Below are 19,649 nucleotides of genomic sequence, written 5' to 3'. Positions count from 1 at the left end.
TTTACCCTTTTTTTATGGAATAATAATTAAGCAGAAAATCTGATAAATGATAAATTAATATTAATTTAAATATTTGCTTAATCTATAACACATCATGCACGTTTTTTGTTATTACTAAATTTAGTTTAAGTGTAATTTTATTTTTTATAGAAGGTTGAGGAATTATTCATTTTATAGACACAGAAAAAGCAATTAAAGAGAATAAATATTTATCTTCATCATTTTACCAATGATCTAATCATATACAATTTAATTTTTAGTTTATGTCAATTAATAAAAGAAGTATTATTCTCTATTCATTGTTACTTATTTTTAATTTAACTCTATTTTCTCAAGGTAAAATTGAGGGGAGTTTAGAAAAATGGAACAAAATAACAATTAGTTTTAATCACAAAGAATTTAGTGAAAATGATGAAGATAATCCGTTCTTAAATTATAGACTAAATGTAACTTTTAAAAATGGGGATGAAGAAATAACGATTCCTGGTTTTTTTGCTGCTGATGGAAATGCTGCAGAAACAAGCGTAAAAAAAGGAAAAGTTTGGCAAGTACGTTTTATGCCAAATAAGATCGGTAAATGGACATATAAAGTTTCTTTTAAAAAAGGAAATGAAATTGCTATAAATGATGATGATAAAGCAGGAGAATCTGTTGGTTTTGATAACGAAAGTGGCAGTTTTTTAATCAATGAAAGTAAAAATAGAACTGATGGAAGATTAGTTTATAAAGATAAACGTTACTTATATTATTCAGAATCTAACAAACCATTTTTAAAAGGAGGAACTGACAGTCCAGAAAACTTTTTGGGATATTATGAGTTTGATGAAACACCAGCAACTCATAAATATCAACCGCATTTTAAAGATTGGAAAGAAGGAAACCCAACTTGGAAAAACGGAAAGGGGAAAAACATTATTGGAGCACTAAATTATTTAGCTTCTAAAGGAATGAATTCTGTCTATTTCTTAACAATGAATGTACAAGGAGATGGAAAAGATGTTTGGCCTTGGATAACTAAAAATGACCGAACTCGTTTTGATACAAGTAAATTAGATCAATGGGAAATTGTCTTTGATCATATGGATAATTTAGGTTTGATGTTGCATATTGTTACTCAAGAAACTGAAAATGAATTACTGTTAGATATTGGCGAATTAAAAACGCAACGTAAATTATACTACAGAGAATTAATTGCAAGATTTGCACATCACTTAGCAATTACTTGGAATTTAGGAGAAGAAAATGGACCGGTTCATTGGTCTCCAAAAGGGCAAAGTGATAAAGATAGAAAAGCGATGGCTAAGTATATTAAAACACATGATCCGTACCATAATTTTGTTGCTTTGCACACACATTCTATACCTAAAGAACAAGATTTGTATTTAGAACCTTTGTTAGGTTATGAGTTTTTAGATGGTCCTTCTATGCAAACAGCTAGTCCCAATTTAATTCATAATATTACAAAAAAATGGATTGCTGAATCTCAATTAACAGGGAAGAATTGGGTTGTTTCTCAAGATGAAATAGGACCTGCAGATGCTGGAGCAAAACCAGATGCAGATGACCCCAATCACGATCATATAAGACAGAAAGTTTTATGGGGGAATTTAATGGCTGGTGGAGCAGGAGTAGAATGGTATTTTGGATATAAATTTGCTCATAATGATTTAAATTGTGAAGATTGGAGATCTAGAGAAAACGTTTGGAATCAAACAAAATATGCATTAGACTTTTTTAATAATTACTTATCTTTTGATAAAATGCAGTCTGCAGATGATTTAACAGATAATCCACATGATTATGTTTTTGCAGAAACTGATAAAACCTATGCTATTTATTTACCAAAAGTAAAAGAGACTAAAATCAATTTATTTGGTTCAAAAAATAAATACACTGTTAAATGGTATAACCCAAGAACTGGAGGGAAACTGGTAAATGGATCTATTAAAAAAATTACTGGTGGAAGTGAAAAATCAATTGGTTTTCCGCCAAATAAAGATAAAGATTGGGTTGCTCTTATTAAATCAACCAAAAAGGAAAAAGAAAGTCCGAAAGGAAATGAGCAAAAAATCATCAGTTTAAATGCAATTCAAGATTTCGATTTATTAAAAAAAGAGGGCTTGTCTTATTACAAAGATTACCCTAACAATGTATTAGCAATTAATGCATCAGAAAAAAACAATAGAAACAAATTTGCAACTGCAATAGCTAAATTTAAAGGAACTACAGGAGTTTATAATTTGACTTTTGTAACTACCGCAGAAAATGATGGAGAATCATCTTATGTAATTAAAATTAATGGTACTGCTTTAGATACGATTAAAAACCCTAGAGTTTCTGAGTCTTTTAAAAATGTTCGTCATCAAATAGATAACATTTATTTAAGTAAAAATGATATCGTAGAAGTAACTTCTAAAGCGGTTACAAATGGTTTAATTCCTGAAGGAAATGAAACGGCATGGTCCAGAGGAAGATGGAGTTCTATCACTTTTACTCCTAAAAATTATTCGTTGCTAAAAACTTTAGCAGACACAAAACCTTTTGAAGAAAAAGACGGAATGTTAGAAATTGAGGCAGAAAACTATCATTATAAAAATAACAATAGCACAAAAAGAAATTGGGTTGTAAGATCTTTAAATGATAAAATAAGTATAGCTTTATCTAAAGGAAATTATAGCAATTCTGCCAATAAAAATAGTTATGTTGAGGCTTTACCGGACACTAGAGTTACTCATGATGATGAACTTATTTTGGGCGAAAACTTCTTTCCAATTACTGGTACAGGAGGTGTTATATCATATAAAATAAAAATAAATAACCCTGGAAAATATTATATTTGGGTAAATGCACTTTCTACAGGTACAGAAGATAATGGCGTACATGTTGGTTTTAATGAAAATTGGCAAGAAAGTGGTGCAAGAATACAATGGTGTGATGGTAAAAATAAATGGACTTGGTCTTCTGCACAAAGAATGCCAGATAACCATTGTGGTACAGAAAAAACAATTCATTTAAACTTTGATAAATCAGGAGAATACGTGCTGTCTTTTTCTATGAGAGAAGATGGTTTTAAAATGGATCGTTTTATTCTAACAAAAAATAGTAATTTTAGTCCTAATTAAAATTCCAAATTATGCAACTTAAATGGTGTATTACTTTTATTTTGTCTTTATGCACATTTTTCTGTGTACATATTGAGGCACAAAATAAAATGCGAAATTTTAATTTTGAAACGATAAAAGAGGGTATTTCTAAAGTTGGTATTTATACCATTATTCAAGATAATAATGGGTTTATTTGGATAGGAACAAATGGATCTGGTTTGTATAAGTTTGATGGTTTAGACTACACTTCTTACAAGTTTATGCAAGAAGATGCAACATCTATAAGTAGTAATCTTGTGTTTTCTTCATACTTAGATAAAGACAATAACCTTTGGATTGGTACAGAAGATGGTTTAAACCTTTATGATAGGCATTTAGATCAGTTTAAAAAAATATCTGTTGGCCAATTAAAAGATGTTAATATTTCAGTTTTAAGTATTTTAGAGCATAATGGAAATTTATACATAGGTACTAGAAATTATGGGCTTTTTAGTTTGAATCTAGAAACAAGAAAAGTTAAAAGGTTATTAACAAAAGATGGAAGTATACCTTCTGTAAATAGTATAAAAGTTAACAAAAGTGGTACTGTTTTTTTAGGAACTAGTTTAGGACTTAAAGAGGTAGATATTGCAAACTCTCAAATAATAAAACCTAAATGTTTAGCAGATATTTCTGCTACTATTTTTGAAATTCCTATTCAGTATATGTTAGTTGATACTGAAGATAATTTGTTAGTAGGGTCTTATGGAAATGGAATTTATAAATTTAAAGTTAAAGATAAAAACATCGTTAGCTTCTCAAATTTTACAATTACTAATAAACGAATTTTGTCTATTGTTCAGTTAGCAGATAATACTTTATTAATCGGTTCTGAAAACGATGGACTTTTTCATTTAAGTTCTTCAGGAGCTTTAATTAAAACATATTTATATAACAAAGCAGACAAAAATAGTATTCGTTCTAATTCAATTTGGTCATTATTTGTTGATAATAATCAAAGAATATGGATGGGTTATTATAATAATGGTGTTGTTGTCAGTGATCATTTATTTGATAAATTTGATAATATAGAAAGCTTAGAAAATAATCCAAATTCTTTACAAACAGGATCAGTTACTGGTATCGTAAAAGGTGCTAATGATAAATTATGGATTACGATGGATGGTGGAGGTATTGATGTTTTTGACATTAAAACATCTAAAGTAGACCACATCAATGCATCTAATGATAAAACATATTCAGGTCTTACAAGTAATCATATTCAAACTATTTTTATTGATAGTAAAAAGAATATTTGGGCTGGAAGTTGGGATAATGGAATTTACATCTTAAAAGATGGATCTAAAAAAATTACCAATATTAACATCAAAAATTCTAATGGAAAATTATTATCAAATGCAATTTTAAGTATTACTGAAGATAAAGAAGGAATTATTTGGATTGGAACTTTTTACACAGGTGTTTATACTTTTAACCCGAAAACGAATATCTTAACAAACCAAAACTCGAAAGAATTTGTAAAGTATGGTATAAATACAAGCGATGTTAGAAAAATATTGGTAGATATTGAAGGTTCTATTTGGTTAGGAACAACTACAGGGCTTTTTAAAATAAATAATAAAGAAGGAAAATTTAATATAAGTTCTTTTGTTAAGCCAATGGCTAAGTCCAATAATAACCAAAGAAGTTCAACGCACATATTATCCTTATATGAAAGTACAGATAATTATATTTGGATTGGTACAAGAGGTGCTGGGTTATGTAGGTTTGATAAAAAGACAGACGAATTTAAATGGTTTAACAAGTTTTCTGGATTAAATGAAGAAAATATTGCAAGTATAATTGAAGATAAAAAAGGTGATATTTGGGTAAGTGGAAATTCAGGAATTTCAAAGTTAGATACAAAAACTAATGAAGTTGTTAATTACACAACGAATGATGGTTTGTTGTCTGATGATTTTAATTTTAATGCAGCATTAAGAGATGAAGAAGGAAAGCTTTATTTTGGAAATTATAAAGGTGTAGACTTTTTTAATCCAAAAGACTTAAGTACAAATTCTAGTGTACCTTCACTTTATTTAACAGGCTTAAAAATCTTTAATAAAGATGTAGTTCCTAGTGAAGAAAACTCACCGCTTACAAAGACAATTACTGAAACATCAAGTATAGAATTTAATCATAAACAATCTGTATTTACTATAAAATATACAGGAATTAATTATACTAGACCTGAAAAAAATCAATATGCTTATTACTTAGAAGGCTTAGAGGAATCTTGGAATTATGTAGGGAATCAAAGAAGCGCTACCTATACAAATTTAGATTATGGAAATTACGTTTTTAAGTTAAAAGCAGCAAATAACGATGGACTTTGGAATGAAACTCCACTAGAATTAAGAATTAAAATTTTACCACCTTGGTGGAAATCAAATTGGGCATTGGCTTCTTATATTTTACTTTTTGGATTAGGAGTTTTACTTTTAAATAAAATAACAAGAAATAGAATAAAAGAAAAAGAACTTATAAAAAACGAAAGAACTCAAAGAATTCAAGAAGAGATTTTAAATAAAAATAAATTACAATTTTTTACGAATATTTCTCATGAGTTTAGAACGCCATTAACGTTGATTTTAAATCCTTTAAAAGATATAATGAGGGATAAGGATTTAAATTTACCAGAAAGAGTTAAATCTAAACACAGCACTATTTATAGAAATTCTGATAGATTGTTTAGGCTTATAAATGAGCTAATGGATTTAAGAAAGTTAGAGTTTGATAAAGTAAGAGTTAGAGCTTCAGAATTAAATTTGGTAGATTTCACCAAGAATATTGTTCTTTTCTTTAAAGAAGAAGCTTTAAATAGAAATATATTTTTGACTTTAGATACAGAAATGTCATCTATTAAAACTTGGGCAGATCAGAGTATGCTTGAAAAAATTATTTTCAATATTTTGTCAAATGCAATGAAAGTAACTCCAGATAATGGTGTGATTAATGTAAATTTAATTGACAATGATGAAGACTATATATTACCTCTTATTTCATCAACTAAACCAGTAAAAGTAGTCGAAATTGTAATATCAGATACAGGTAAAGGGCTAGAGAAAGAACAGGTTAATAAAATATTTGAAAGATTTTATCAAGTGGAAAGTCTTAACAAAACGTACTATGGAGGAACAGGTATTGGGCTAGAAGTAGTTAGTAGTTTTGTTAAGTTACATAAAGGTGAAATTGAAGTAACAAGTAAAATAAACGAAGGAACTACATTTAGAATAATTTTACCAAAAGGAAAAGAACATTTTTCTAAAGATGAAATTAAGAGTTTCAAATTAGAAGAAGATTTTTCTAAAAAAGAGATAAACTTTATCCCTGAAAATAAAATTTCTGGAAAAGAGGAGGAATATGAGAACGAAAAAATAGCATCTAAAAAATATACTATTTTAGTTGTTGAAGATAATACAGAGTTAAGAAATTATTTAAAAACAGAATTAAGTAAAACATACAAGGTTTTATCAGCTATTAATGGTGTAGAAGGTTTAAAGATTGCAGAAAAATCTTTTCCAGATGTTATTTTAACAGATGTTATTATGCCAGAAATGGATGGTTTTGAGTTTTGTAGGCGTATTAAAACAGATATTAAAACGAGTCATATTCCTTTATTAATGCTTACCGCAAAAGCAAGAATTGATGATCGTATTGAAGGAATTGAACACGGGTCTGATGCTTATATGACCAAACCATTCGATATGCGTTTACTTACATTAAGACTTTCTCAACTAATTACAAGTAGAAAATTAATTTTTGATAAATACTTTAGTGAGGTTAGTGGAGCAAAAGAGAATACAAATGCTACTTCTATAGACAAAGAATTTATTAATAAAGTTTTAGCATACATAGGTGAAAATATTAGTAATTCTAGTTTAAGTGTAGAAGAATTAGCTAATGAATTAAACTTAAGTAAAAGTCAATCATACAGAAAAATAAAATCTTTAACAGGGCAAACTCCAAACGAACTGTTAAGGAGAATTAGATTAGAAAGAGCATATCAAATATTAGAAACAGGTTCCGCATTTATAAGTGAAGTTGGTTTTAAAGTTGGTTTCTCTTCTGCATCCTATTTTACAAAATGTTTTAAAGCACATTTTGGAAAACTACCAACCGATGTTGTAATCAAAGAAAAACAATAACTCTTTTCATTTTTCCTCCTTAAATGTAAAATTAGCTACTAAAAGCTAATTCAGATAGTGTGTTTGTGCTATTTTACCCTAAAAAGAGCCAAAATTAACACCTCATGCGTTCTTTTTTTTACTCAAAGGTGCATCAACTTTCTATATTTGAGAAGTACTAAGAGTTAATTATGCAGAAAAAATATCCAATAAGAAATATAATTTCAGAAATAGTAATCGTAGGTATTTTAATACTGTTATTAGTTTTAATCTTTAATCTATCAATTTGAGTAAAGTCAAAATAAATATGAGAGTAATAAAATCAGAAGTCATATTATATGTATGTTTCATTTCGTTGTTTTTTGTTTTGTCATGTAACAAAAAAGGTTATGATCTTAAATTCGAAAATCAATCTTTAACAACTGAAGAGAGAGTTTCTGATTTAGTTAGTAGAATGACATTGAAAGAAAAAATATCTCAAATGAGATATGATGCTCCTGCTATTGAAAGATTAAATGTTCCAGAATATAATTGGTGGAACGAATGTTTGCATGGAGTTGCAAGAGCTGGAGAAGCAACTGTTTTTCCTCAAGCAATAGGGATGGGCGCAACTTGGAACCCAGACTTAATTTTTGATATGGGAACTGTAGTTTCTGATGAAGCTAGAGCAAAATATCATCAATTTATTAGTAAAGGACAAAGAAGAATGGGACAAGGTCTTACTTTCTGGACTCCAAACATTAATATCTTTAGAGACCCACGTTGGGGAAGAGGTCAAGAAACATACGGAGAAGATCCATTATTAACTAGTAGAATTGGTGTAAACTATATAAAAGGTTTACAAGGTGATAATGAAAAGTATTTAAAAGTTGTTGCTACTGCAAAACATTTTGCAGTTCATAGTGGTCCAGAAAAATCGAGACATCAAGATAATTATGTAACAACAACAAAAGATTTATACGAAACCTATTTACCTGCTTTTGAAGCCGCTGTTAAAGAAGCAAAAGTGCATTCTGTAATGTGTGCTTATAATAGATATGATGGTAAACCTTGTTGTGGAAGTGAAATGTTACTTCAAAAGATATTACGAGAAGATTGGGGTTTTAAAGGCTATGTGGTTTCAGATTGTTGGGCAGTAAATGATTTTTGGGAAGAAGATAAACACGCAGTTGTAGAAACACCCGAAGAAGCTGGAGCTTTAGCTGTAATAAGTGGAACAGATTTAAATTGTGGTAGTGTATATGATCCTAATTTAAACGAGGCTGTTTTAAAAGAATTAATAGATGAAAAACAATTGGATGTTGCTTTAATAAGATTATTTACAGCTCGTTTTAAGTTAGGAATGTTTGATGATCAGAAGGATGTTGAATGGTCTAAAATATCATACGATGTTGTTGCTAGTGAAAAACATTTTAAATTGTCTGAACAAATTGCCAAAGAATCTATGGTGTTGTTAAAAAACGACAATAATATTTTGCCTTTAAGTAAGAATATTAAATCGATAGCAGTAATTGGCCCGAATGCAGATTCGAAACAAGCATTGTTAGGTAATTATCACGGAACACCTCATAATTTTATTACACCGTTAAAAGGATTGCAAGAAAAATTACCAAACACAACTATTAATTATGCTTTAGGTTCTTATATAGCAAAAGAATGGCCAACATTAAAAGCAATTCCTAAAGAGGTTTTAAAAAACGAAAAAGGTAAAGGTCTTAAAGCAGAATACTATACCAATAGTAATTTTGAAGGAGAACCAGTATTTATAAGAAGTGATGAAACTGTCAATTTTATTTGGACACCAAATAGACCTATAAAAGAGTTGAAATCGGATGATTTTTCAGTGAGATGGTCTGGAGAAATAGTACCAAAAGAATCTGGAGATTATAGAATTGGATTAAAAGCGAGTAGCTATGCAAAATTATACATTAATGATTCTTTAAAGTTTGAATATAGTGCAGATTATGATCCTAAATTAGAATATTTTGAAGTTAAATTAAAAGCTGAAAAATCATATAAAATTAAAATTGAATATAGTAATACATTATCAGACCCTCAAGCACATTTAGTTTGGGAAAAATTAAATGAAGACTTATTAACACCAGCAATTGAAGCTGCAAAAAAATCTGAAGTTGTAATTCTATGTTTAGGATTATCTCCAGAAGTAGAAGGTGAAGAGATGCCTATAGTTATAGAAGGTTTTGATAAAGGTGATAGATCTAAAATTACATTACCAAAAACACAATTAGAATTAGTTAAAAAGATTCAGAAATTGGGCAAACCAACAGTCGTTGTTTTAATGAATGGAAGTGCTTTAGCTATTAATTGGACAGCAAAAAATATTCCTGCAATTTTAGAAGCTTGGTATCCTGGTGAGTTTGGAGGTAAAGCAATTGCAGATATTCTTTTTGGTGATTATAATCCGTCAGGAAAATTACCCGTAACTTTTTATAAGTCTGTAAAAGATCTTCCAGATTTTAAAAATTACAACATGGAAAACAGAACTTATAAATACTTTAAAGGTGAGCAATTATTTCCTTTCGGTTATGGTTTAAGTTATTCTAAATTTGAATATTCAAATTTAGAAATATCAGATAAAATTGCAAAGAATGATGATATTCTAATTTCTGTTGATGTAAAAAATAACAGTAAATATTCAGGAAAAGAAGTTATTCAATGTTATGTTACTCATGAGAATGATAAAATTAAAAATAACCCAATAAGAAGTTTAGTCAATTTTGAAAAAGTCTTTATAAAAGCAAATGAATCAAAAAAAGTAACATTTAAAATTCCGGCAAAAAAATATGCAAGAATTTCTGAAGAAGGAAAAAGAATCATAGAATCTGGTATAATAAATATAAGTATTGGTGGTAAACAACCAAATAAGTCGGTTACACCAGAAGATAACGTTTTAATTACAAAAGTTCAAATTCAATAAATAAATAAATAAAAACAAATTCAATTAATTTAAATTACTCAAAATGATAAAAATGAAAATCGCTATCATAGCATTAGTTATGATATGTTCTCAGAGTATGTTTTCACAATCCAAGACCGTTAGTGGGTCAGTGAAAGATTCTACAGGAGAATTATTACCTGGTGTTAGTGTAATAGTAAAAGGAACGCAAAAAGGTGTGCAAACAGACTTTGATGGTCTTTTTAAGATCAACAAAGTTAAGTCCACTGACGAGTTAGTATTTGCATATATTGGAATGATTGGTAAAACCATTCTTGTTGGAGAAAGAACAAATATAGATGTTGTTTTAGAAGTATCTCAAGAATCATTAGATGAAATTGTAATTGTTGCCTATGGTAAACAAAGTAGAAAAACAGTTACAGGTGCAATTTCTACTGTAGATGCAAATGAAATTGCAGCATTGCCAATTACAAACGCAGAGCAAGCCTTACAGGGTAGAGCAGCTGGTGTAACTATTGTTAATGGAGGTGTTCCTGGTTCTAGTCCTTTAGTTTTAATTAGAGGTTTGGGTACTTTTGGAAATAACAGTCCTTTATTTGTTATCGATGGTGTAATTGTAGGAAACCTTTCTGGGATTAGTCCTAGTGATATTGAAAATGTTTCTATTTTAAAAGACGCATCTACAACATCACTTTATGGAGCTAGAGGTTCTAATGGAGTTGTTTTAGTTACCACTAAAAGTGGAAAAAAAGGAAGAGGTCAGTTATCATTTAGTACTTATACAGGAGCTCAAATGGTAACAAATAGATATGATGTTATGAATACTGTTCAGTATTTACAACATGCTGCAAATATTGGTGTATTTCCAAATAGACCATTAGAGGTATATCAAAATAATACAAACTACCAAGATGAAATTTTTGAAGTAGGAATGTTACAAGATTATAAATTAGATTACTCTAAAGGAACAGATAATAGTACTCAATTTTTCTCAGCAGAATACTTAAATCAAGAAGGTACTATTATTAATACTGGTTTTGAGCGTTATTCTTTTAGGGCTAATAGTTCATATACAAAAGGAAAATTAAAATTTGGAGAGAGTATGTCTATCTCTTTTGGTAAACAAAGCCCAGAATTAAGTGGTGGTGGTAGATCTTTAATAGTACACGCTATAAAAGCAGCTCCATATTTACCTGTTTACAATCCTAATAATTTAGGTGGTTTTCAAGGACCTTCTTCAGCTGGAGACGGACAAGATGCAGAAAACCCAGTTAGAATTCAAACTCATACAACATCTATTAATAAAACTTTAGGTATCGTTGGTAGTGTTTATGGAGAATTTGAAATTTTAGACGAATTAAAATTTAGATCACAAGTTGGTTTAGACTATTTTAGATTTGATGGTAGTAGCTTTACACCAAGTTTTAATACTGATAATGTTTTGGGTAGTAGCACAAACGCTCAAAATTATGCTAGTTATGGTAGAAATGCACAAGAAGGTAAAGGGTTAGTTTTCACAAATAGTTTAAGTTATTCAAAAACGTTTGCAGAAAGACACAATGTTGAGTTTTTAGCATTAGCAGAAAAAACTGAAAACACATTTACTCAATTTGGTGGAAGTGCAAGAAATGAGATTACAGATGAGTTAGTTCAATTCGGAGCTACAACTCCATCTATAGGTAGTAGTTCGTCAGAAACAAATAGATTAGGTTATTTAGCAAGAGTAAATTACGATTTTGATGGTAAATACTTATTTTCTGCAGCAATTAGAAGAGATGCTTCGTCTAGATTTGGTGCTAATAACCGTTGGGGAACATTCCCTTCTGCTTCTTTAGGATGGAATTTATCTGAGGAGAACTTCTTAGATGATTCGAATGTCAATAACCTAAAATTAAGAGCTAGTTATGGTGTTGTAGGTAATGATCAAATTGGAGATTATTTGTATAGTGCTTCATTAACTGATGGTTTTGAATATCCAATAGGATCTGGAAACGGAGCTGGTGTTACAGCAAATGGAGGTTCTAATCCAGATTTAAAATGGGAGGAAACTACCATGATGAATATTGGTTTAGATTTCGGATTATTTAGCAATAAGTTTACTGCAAGTTTAGAATACTATCAAAATAAAAGTGAGGACTTATTATTAAGTTTACCTGCTCCTCTATCTAACGGAATTCATGCTGGATCAATAACTGCAAATGTAGGTTCTGTAGAAACAAAAGGTTTTGAAGCTGTTCTTGGTTTTAATGATACTGAAGGAGATTTTACATGGTCTGCTAATGTAAATTTAGGTACTAGTAGCAATGAAGTTTTAAATTTAGGTAGTTTAGAAGCTTTTGAAGGAGGTACAATGAAAGATGGTAAAGGAAATATCTCTAGAACTGTACAAGGGCAATCATTATTTCAATTCTACGGATTGGTAAGTGATGGTATTTATCAAAACCAAGCAGAAGTAGATGCGGTATTTTCAAGTAACACAGGTCAAACAACTGTTAAACCAGGAGATGTTAGGTATAAAGATTTAAATGGAGATGGAGACATTAACTCTCAAGATAGAACTACGTTAGCAAATCCATATCCAGATTTTACTTATGGTGTTAACTTAAGTGCAAATTACAAGAATTGGGATGCAAACCTTTTTGTAACTGGAATTCAAGGTGTAGATATTTACAATACTAACAAATATGATTTAGAAGGTGGCGCAAATAGATTGTTTAATGGAAGCCCGGTTTTATTAGATAGTTGGACAGAAAGTAACCCTTCTACAACACAACCACGATTCCCAGGAGCACCTCAAAATCATTCAATTTCTGATAGATATATTGAAGATGGATCATATGCAAGGTTAAAAAATATTAGTATTGGATATACATTACCAAGCGAAGTATTGAATGATGCTTTTTCTAAGATAAGATTATATGCTAGTGGTCAAAATTTATTAACTATTACCGATTATTCTGGTTTAGATCCAGAGATAGGTCAAGGAAACCAAGAATTTGGTATTGATAGAGGAAATTACCCTCAACCAAAATCTTTCTTATTCGGAATTCAGGTATCATTTTAAAAAAGAAAAATCATGAAAAAATATAAAATAATATTACTATTACTTACAGGTGTTTTTACTATAAAATCCTGCAGTACAGGAGATTTAGAATTAACTAATCCTAATCAATTATCGCCAGAAACTTATTTTGCTAATGAAGCACAAGTACAAGCTTCTGTAAATGCATCATATGCTAACTTACAAACAATTGCTTTATATGGAAGGCTAGTTTGGTATATGATGGATAACATGGCGCATGAACAATTCGGTAACGGACAACAAGAAGCAGATAAAGTAACATTTGCAGACTTTTCTTTCGATTCTACCAATGGTCAAATTGCAGAATATTGGGATGCTTGTTATAGAGGAGTTAACAAAGCAAATTTTGTTATAGGTAATGCAGATAGAATTAACGCAATACCAGATTCTGAATTAAGTGCTTCACGTAAGAAAAAATTTATTGCAGAAGCAAAATTTATGAGAGCACAATATTATTGGTTATTAGTGAATCGTTTTGGTGGTGTACCATTAAGAAATGGAGATTTTACAGAACCAGAAGGAAAAGCTAGAAGCACTAAAGCAGATGTAATTAATTTAATAATTGAAGATTTAGAATATGCTTCAGTTAATCTTTTATCTAAAGGAACTGAAGATAATGGTAGAGCAAACAAAGGTGCTGCTCAAGCATTTTTAGGAAAAGTTTTCTTATATGAAAAAAGATACGGAGAAGCATTAACGTCATTTGAAAAAATGAAAGGTTATGATTTAGAGGTTGATTATTTTGATAACTTTAAAGAAGAAACTGAACATGGGATTGAATCTGTTTGGGAAATTCAATACGATTTAACTTTAGGAACAGGAGATAAATGGTCTAGCCTTGTTAGTGGTTCTGGTAAAAATCATGCAACTTATAGAGGACAAGATTATGGTGTTGTAGATTGGTTTAATGTATACCCAACAGATGACTTAGTTGCGTCTTATGAAGCTGGAGATAAAAGATTAAATGGTAATTTCTATTTTGAAGGAGATACTTATAATAATGGTAACAGTGTATTTGTTTCTGGAGATTTTAAAGAAAATGGAGGAAATATAAGACCTGTTGCTTGGAAAAAATATCAAAATTACTATAAGCAACCAAATGAAAACCAAGAATCTGGTATAAATGCAAAAGTAATTAGATATTCTGATGTTTTATTAATGATGGCAGAATGTGCAAATGAAGTTAGAACACAATCAGATGCTGTTGGTTTTATAAATAAAGTTAGAACAAGAGCTAGTATACCAAATTTAGCAACTTCGTTAAGCAAACAACAAGTTTTCGATGCTATTGTACAAGAGCGTAAAGTTGAATTATGTGGAGAGCAAGTTCGTTTTGATGATATATTACGTTGGGGAATTTCTTCAACAGCTTTGGCAGGAACAAATTTTCAAGCAGGAAAAAATGAGTTATGGCCAATACCAGATAGAGAAATTGCATCTAATGTAAATGTTACAAGTGCAGATCAAAACCCTGGATTTTAATAAGAATACAATTATAATTTGATTTGAGTTGATGATTAAAACAGCGTATTCTAACGAAGCGCTGTTTTTTTGTTTTTATAAATAGTGTATTTCTTTATTAATTTCTCTAATATTAGAAAGTTGATTATATTTTAAAATTAAAACCATTTCTTATGAAAAAGAGTATTAGATTCATATGCTTTTACATTTTTTTAGTAATATTAAGTTCCTGTTCTAAGGACGTTGAAACTGTGCCATCACAAATTTTTAATCAAATAAAACATAGCTCAACAAATATTGACTTTAAAAATATTCTTACAGAAAACGATTCTATAAATTACTTTACGTATTCCTATATTTATTTGGGTGGTGGTGTTTCTGTTGGAGATATAAATAATGATGGTTTGCCAGATTTATATTTTGTAGGAAATCAAGTTTCTAACAAATTGTACTTAAATAAAGGAAATTTAAAATTTGAAGATATTACAAGTTCCTCTGGTGTTTCAGGTAGTAAAGAATGGCATACTGGCGTTACAATGGCAGATGTAAATAATGATGGTTTTTTAGATATTTATTGCTCTGTTTCAGGAAAGTTTGGGTCTAAAAAGAATCAGCTTTTTATCAATAATAAAGACAATACCTTTACAGAACAAGCAGAAAAATATGGTTTAGCAGATGCAGGAAATAGTATAAATGCCACTTTTTTCGATTATGATAATGATGGTGATTTAGATGTTTATGTAGCAAATTATCCAATTTTAAAATTTAGCTCTCCAACATTTGTGTATAAATTACGAATGGAAAATGTAAAAGATGCTGAATCAGATCATTTGTACAGAAACGATGGAAACTCCTTTACAAATGTTACTAATGAAGCAGGTTTAACAAATTTCGGTTTGACTTTAAGTGCAACTGCTGGCGACTTAAATAATGATGGTTGGCAAGATCTATATGTTTCTAATGATTTTAATTCACCAGATTTTATGTACATCAATCAAAAAGATGGAACTTTTAAAGAAGTGGTGAAAAAAGCAACTGCTCACACTGCGTTCTATGGAATGGGAGCTGATATTGCAGATTTTAATAATGATGGTTCTTTAGATATTTTTCAGGTTGATATGGATGCCAACAGCAATCGTAGACAGAAAGCAAATATGGCAAGTATGAATCCTGATTTGTTTTGGAGTGTTGTAGATGCTGGCTTTCATTATCAATATATGCAAAACTGTCTTCAAGTAAATTCAGGAGCTTTTAAAGATGGAATTCCTTATTTTTCTAATATGTCTAGAATTACTGGAATGTCTTCTACAGATTGGAGTTGGGGACCTTTAATTGCAGATTTTGATAACGACGGACTTAAAGATGTATTTGTATCAAACGGAAATAGAAGGGAGATAAATAATAGAGATTATTTTAATAAGTTAGAAGAAAAAAAAGTTGGTAGGGACAAATCTTTAGAGATGAGTTTAAAAATTCCATCAGAGAAAATAGATAACTTTATTTTTAAAAATAATGGAAATTTAAACTTTGAAAAAGCAAATAAAAAATGGGGAATAGAGTTTAAAGGGTTTTCTACTGGAGCTGTTTATGCAGATTTAGATAATGATGGAGATTTAGAAATTATTACAAATAATATAGATGATTATGCTGCTGTTTTTGAGAATAAAAGTGCTGAAAAAAGTAATTTTTTAAAGGTCAATTTTACAGGGAATTCTACAAATAAATTTGGATTAGGAAATCGTGTTTATGTAAAAACCGGTGATAAAACTCAAATGCAAGAGTTAACATTAACAAGAGGTTTTCAATCTTCTGTTGCTCCAGAAATCCATTTTGGTTTAGGTGCTGTTTCTAAAATTGAAGAAGTAAAAGTAGTTTGGCAGAATGGAAATGTACAGACTTTAAAAAATGTATCTGTAAATAAAAATCTTACTTTTAAATATGAAGATGCATTAAAACCATCAACCCAAAAAGAAGTAGAAAAAGAAAAATTATTTACAGCAGAAAACAATCTATTTCCAAAGCATAAACATCTAGAAAACAAACATGATGATTTTGCAACTCAAGTTTTATTACCTCACAAAATGTCTTCTTTAGGTCCAACTTTAGCCGTTGGAGATTTAAATAATGATGGTTTAGAAGATTATTTTATTGGAGGATCTAAAGGTAAAATGGGTAATTTATTTTATCAAACAAAAACAGGTTTCGAAGCACAAAATGTTACTTTTTTAGAAGAAGATATTTTATGTGAAGATTTGGGTGCTTTAATTTTTGATGCAGACGCAGACGGCGATAATGATTTGTATTTGGTTAGTGGAGGTTATGAGTTTGATGAAAAATCAGAATTACTACAAGACAGATTGTATATAAATGATGGAAACGGAATTTTATCAAAAGCAAAAAAAGGTACTTTACCTAAATTTATTTCTAGCGGATCAAAAGTTTATAGTGCAGATTTTGATAAAGATGGTAAAGAAGATTTATTAGTCTTAGGACGTCAAATTCCTGGTAAATATCCTCAGCCAGCAACCACTTATTTATTGAAAAATGTTGGGTCAAAAGGAAATGCCAAATTTGAGTTCTTTTCAGATGAATTTGCAAAACCTTTTAATGATTTAGGAATGGCAACATCAGCAATAATTACAGATTATAACAATGATAATTGGTTAGATATTATTGTTGTAGGAGAATGGATGCCAATTAAAGTATTTAAAAATAATAAAAATGGTTTTTCTGATGTTTCAAATGAATTAGGTTTAGATAAAAATACTACAGGTTGGTGGTGGAGTATTAATGAAGGGGATTTTGATAATGATGGAGATACAGATTATATTTTAGGAAATAATGGTCTTAATTATAAATATCAAGCCAACGAGAATGAAACTTTTGATATTTATGTGAACGATTTTGACAAGAATAAAAAGGAAGATATTGTATTAAGTTATTATAACGAAGGGAAACAATATCCTGTTAGAGGTAGATCATGTTCATCACAACAAATACCAGGAATTAAAAAGAAATTTAAAGATTATGAAAGCTTTTCTGAAGCTACTTTAGTCGATGTTTTTACTGATAAAGCATTAGAATCATCTTTACATTATCAAGTAAAATCTTTTGCTAGTATTTATTTAGAAAATAAAAATGGAAAGTTAATTGTGCACAAACTACCACAAGAAGTTCAGGTTTCTAGCATAAATGAAATCCTCGTTACAGATTTTGACAAAGATGGTAATCTAGATGCTTTAATTGCAGGAAATTTACATATGTCTGAAGTAGAAACGCCCAGAAACGATGCTAGTTATGGTACTTTTTTACAAGGAAATGGAGATGGAACATTTAATGCACTATCAAGAAAAGAATCAGGTTTTTTTGCTTCTGGAGATGTAAAAGGAATGAAGCTAATTCAGAAAGGAGAAAAGAAATATATTATTGTGGTTAGAAATAATGATGAGGTTATTTACATTAATATTAATAAATAATTTCAACTTTATTTTTATGATTTCTAATTAATCGAGGCGAATGCTATAAATAACCCAAAATGATGTATTTTTTTTACCAAATGCATCATTTTTTATGTTTTAAACAAGATGCTATTTATAGTTTAGAGTTCTAAATAATGAATTTTTTAATAAATTATAAATAATGATGAAAATTACTAAACTTTTAAGCCTTTTATTATTGGTAACAGCTTTTACTTCTTGTGAAGAAGATAATAAATTACCAGAACTAAATCAACCAACATTTACAACAACAGTTTCTGAAGAAGATTCAAGTGTAATTGTTTTTGAAAATACAACTCCAAATAAAGAAGAGTTTTATAGTTATTTTGAGTTTGACGTAGCTGGAAAAAAAGTTGCGGCTGATAAACCAGGAACCGTAGAATATAAATACGATTCTAATGGTGTAAAAATTGTAACATTAACAATGTTAGGAGACGAAGGTTACTTACAAACTTCACAAGCAGTTACAGTAGTTTTACCACCACCAACAGATGATCGTTTTTTAATCAATCCAGAAAACTTAATCGAGAACGCATATTTTGCAGACGGAACAGGAAACGAGTTTACAAGTTGGGGTTTAAACAATGGTGCTGATAATATGACTGAATCTACAGATGGTAATATTAGTGTAAGAGCGATTGTGGTAAATAATGGTGCAGAAGGTAATGAATGGGATACACAATTAGTAAGTGCTGCTGCCCCAACAACAAATGGTGTAGAGTATACTATTTCAGTTTGGATGAAAGGTGGAGATTCAAATGTAATTCGTTTTTCTACAAATCCAGGTTCTGGAGGAACTGAACAATATGGACCAAATTTTACAGCTACTGCAGATTGGCAACAACATTCTTGGACAATAACAGCAAATTCTAGTACAACTACTGTTGCATTAGATATGGGGAAATCAAAAGGGAATTTTGTAATTGACGGAGTAGAGTTAGTAGAAGGTACTAGTGCTTTACCTGCTCCTTCTAATGATAGTGAATTGTTAAACGGTAGTTTTGAAGAAGGAACTGGAAGTGATTTTACAAATTGGGGTAAAAACAACGGACCAGATAATTTTAGTGAAGAAGTTACAGATGTTGTAAGTGGTTCTAGAGCAGTAAGAGTAAATAATGCTGCAGATGGTAATGAATGGGAAACACAATTTGTAAGTGATGGTTTTGATACAGTAAGTGGAGATTCTTATACAGCTTCTGTATGGATTAAAGGTACTGCAAATATTAGATATTCTACAAATCCTGGTGCAGGAGGTACAGAACAATATGCAGGTGGTTATGAAGCTACTGCAACTTGGTCTAAATATTCTTGGGAATTTACTGCTAATTCAGATATAACATCTTTGGCATTAGATATGGGTAAATTAAAAGGTAATTTTATAATTGATAACGTAAAAGTTGTTAAAAACTAAAAAAAGAGATA

At 29.7% G+C, this 19,649-nt stretch carries 7 protein-coding genes; all 7 read left to right on the top strand.

What is annotated here, in order from left to right:
- Positions 1 to 263 precede the first annotated feature (263 nt).
- The 7 genes from BTO07_RS11225 to BTO07_RS11195 all read left to right on the top strand — a co-directional run bounded on the left by BTO07_RS11225 (position 264) and on the right by BTO07_RS11195 (position 19,638).
- Positions 264 to 3,122 carry a DUF5060 domain-containing protein gene (locus BTO07_RS11225; protein ID WP_087521315.1) on the top strand — a complete coding sequence of 953 codons (2,859 nt, stop codon included), beginning with the start codon at positions 264 to 266 and terminating at the stop codon, positions 3,120 to 3,122.
- Positions 3,123 to 3,133: 11 nt separating this feature from the next.
- The gene (locus tag BTO07_RS11220; protein WP_087521314.1) at positions 3,134 to 7,291 is read left to right on the top strand and encodes a hybrid sensor histidine kinase/response regulator transcription factor; all 4,158 of its coding nucleotides are present in this window, start codon (positions 3,134 to 3,136) and stop codon (positions 7,289 to 7,291) included.
- 286 nt (positions 7,292 to 7,577) lie between these two features.
- Complete coding sequence (locus tag BTO07_RS11215) at positions 7,578 to 10,208, top strand: glycoside hydrolase family 3 protein (protein ID WP_087521313.1); 2,631 nt, start codon at positions 7,578 to 7,580, stop codon at positions 10,206 to 10,208.
- 52 nt (positions 10,209 to 10,260) lie between these two features.
- Positions 10,261 to 13,251 (top strand): SusC/RagA family TonB-linked outer membrane protein, encoded by a 2,991-nt coding sequence (locus BTO07_RS11210; protein ID WP_232457019.1) that lies wholly within the window; start codon positions 10,261 to 10,263, stop codon positions 13,249 to 13,251.
- A gap of 12 nt (positions 13,252 to 13,263) precedes the next feature.
- Positions 13,264 to 14,751: a RagB/SusD family nutrient uptake outer membrane protein gene (locus BTO07_RS11205; RefSeq protein ID WP_087521311.1), complete on the top strand. Its 1,488-nt coding sequence runs from the start codon at positions 13,264 to 13,266 to the stop codon at positions 14,749 to 14,751.
- A 230-nt stretch (positions 14,752 to 14,981) separates the two neighbouring features.
- The gene (locus tag BTO07_RS11200) at positions 14,982 to 18,206 is read left to right on the top strand and encodes a VCBS repeat-containing protein (protein WP_335682118.1); all 3,225 of its coding nucleotides are present in this window, start codon (positions 14,982 to 14,984) and stop codon (positions 18,204 to 18,206) included.
- Between the two features lie 163 nt (positions 18,207 to 18,369).
- Positions 18,370 to 19,638, top strand: coding sequence for a carbohydrate binding domain-containing protein (locus BTO07_RS11195; protein ID WP_087521309.1), 1,269 nt, complete (start codon positions 18,370 to 18,372; stop codon positions 19,636 to 19,638).
- The last annotated feature ends 11 nt before the right edge of the window (positions 19,639 to 19,649 follow it).

Source organism: Polaribacter sp. SA4-12, from assembly GCF_002163675.1.
Classification (GTDB): Bacteria; Bacteroidota; Bacteroidia; order Flavobacteriales; family Flavobacteriaceae; genus Polaribacter.
This window is presented reverse-complemented; position numbering and strand designations above follow the sequence as displayed.

Bases quoted from the DNA above. Each gene is read 5' to 3' on its own strand.
- BTO07_RS11220 (WP_087521314.1), top strand. From the start codon at position 3,134: ATGCAACTTAAATGGTGTATTACTTTTATTTTGTCTTTATGCACATTT.
- BTO07_RS11205 (WP_087521311.1), top strand. From the start codon at position 13,264: ATGAAAAAATATAAAATAATATTACTATTACTTACAGGTGTTTTTACT.
- BTO07_RS11195 (WP_087521309.1), top strand. From the start codon at position 18,370: ATGATGAAAATTACTAAACTTTTAAGCCTTTTATTATTGGTAACAGCT.
- BTO07_RS11215 (WP_087521313.1), top strand. From the start codon at position 7,578: ATGAGAGTAATAAAATCAGAAGTCATATTATATGTATGTTTCATTTCG.
- BTO07_RS11225 (WP_087521315.1), top strand. From the start codon at position 264: ATGTCAATTAATAAAAGAAGTATTATTCTCTATTCATTGTTACTTATT.
- BTO07_RS11210 (WP_232457019.1), top strand. From the start codon at position 10,261: ATGAAAATCGCTATCATAGCATTAGTTATGATATGTTCTCAGAGTATG.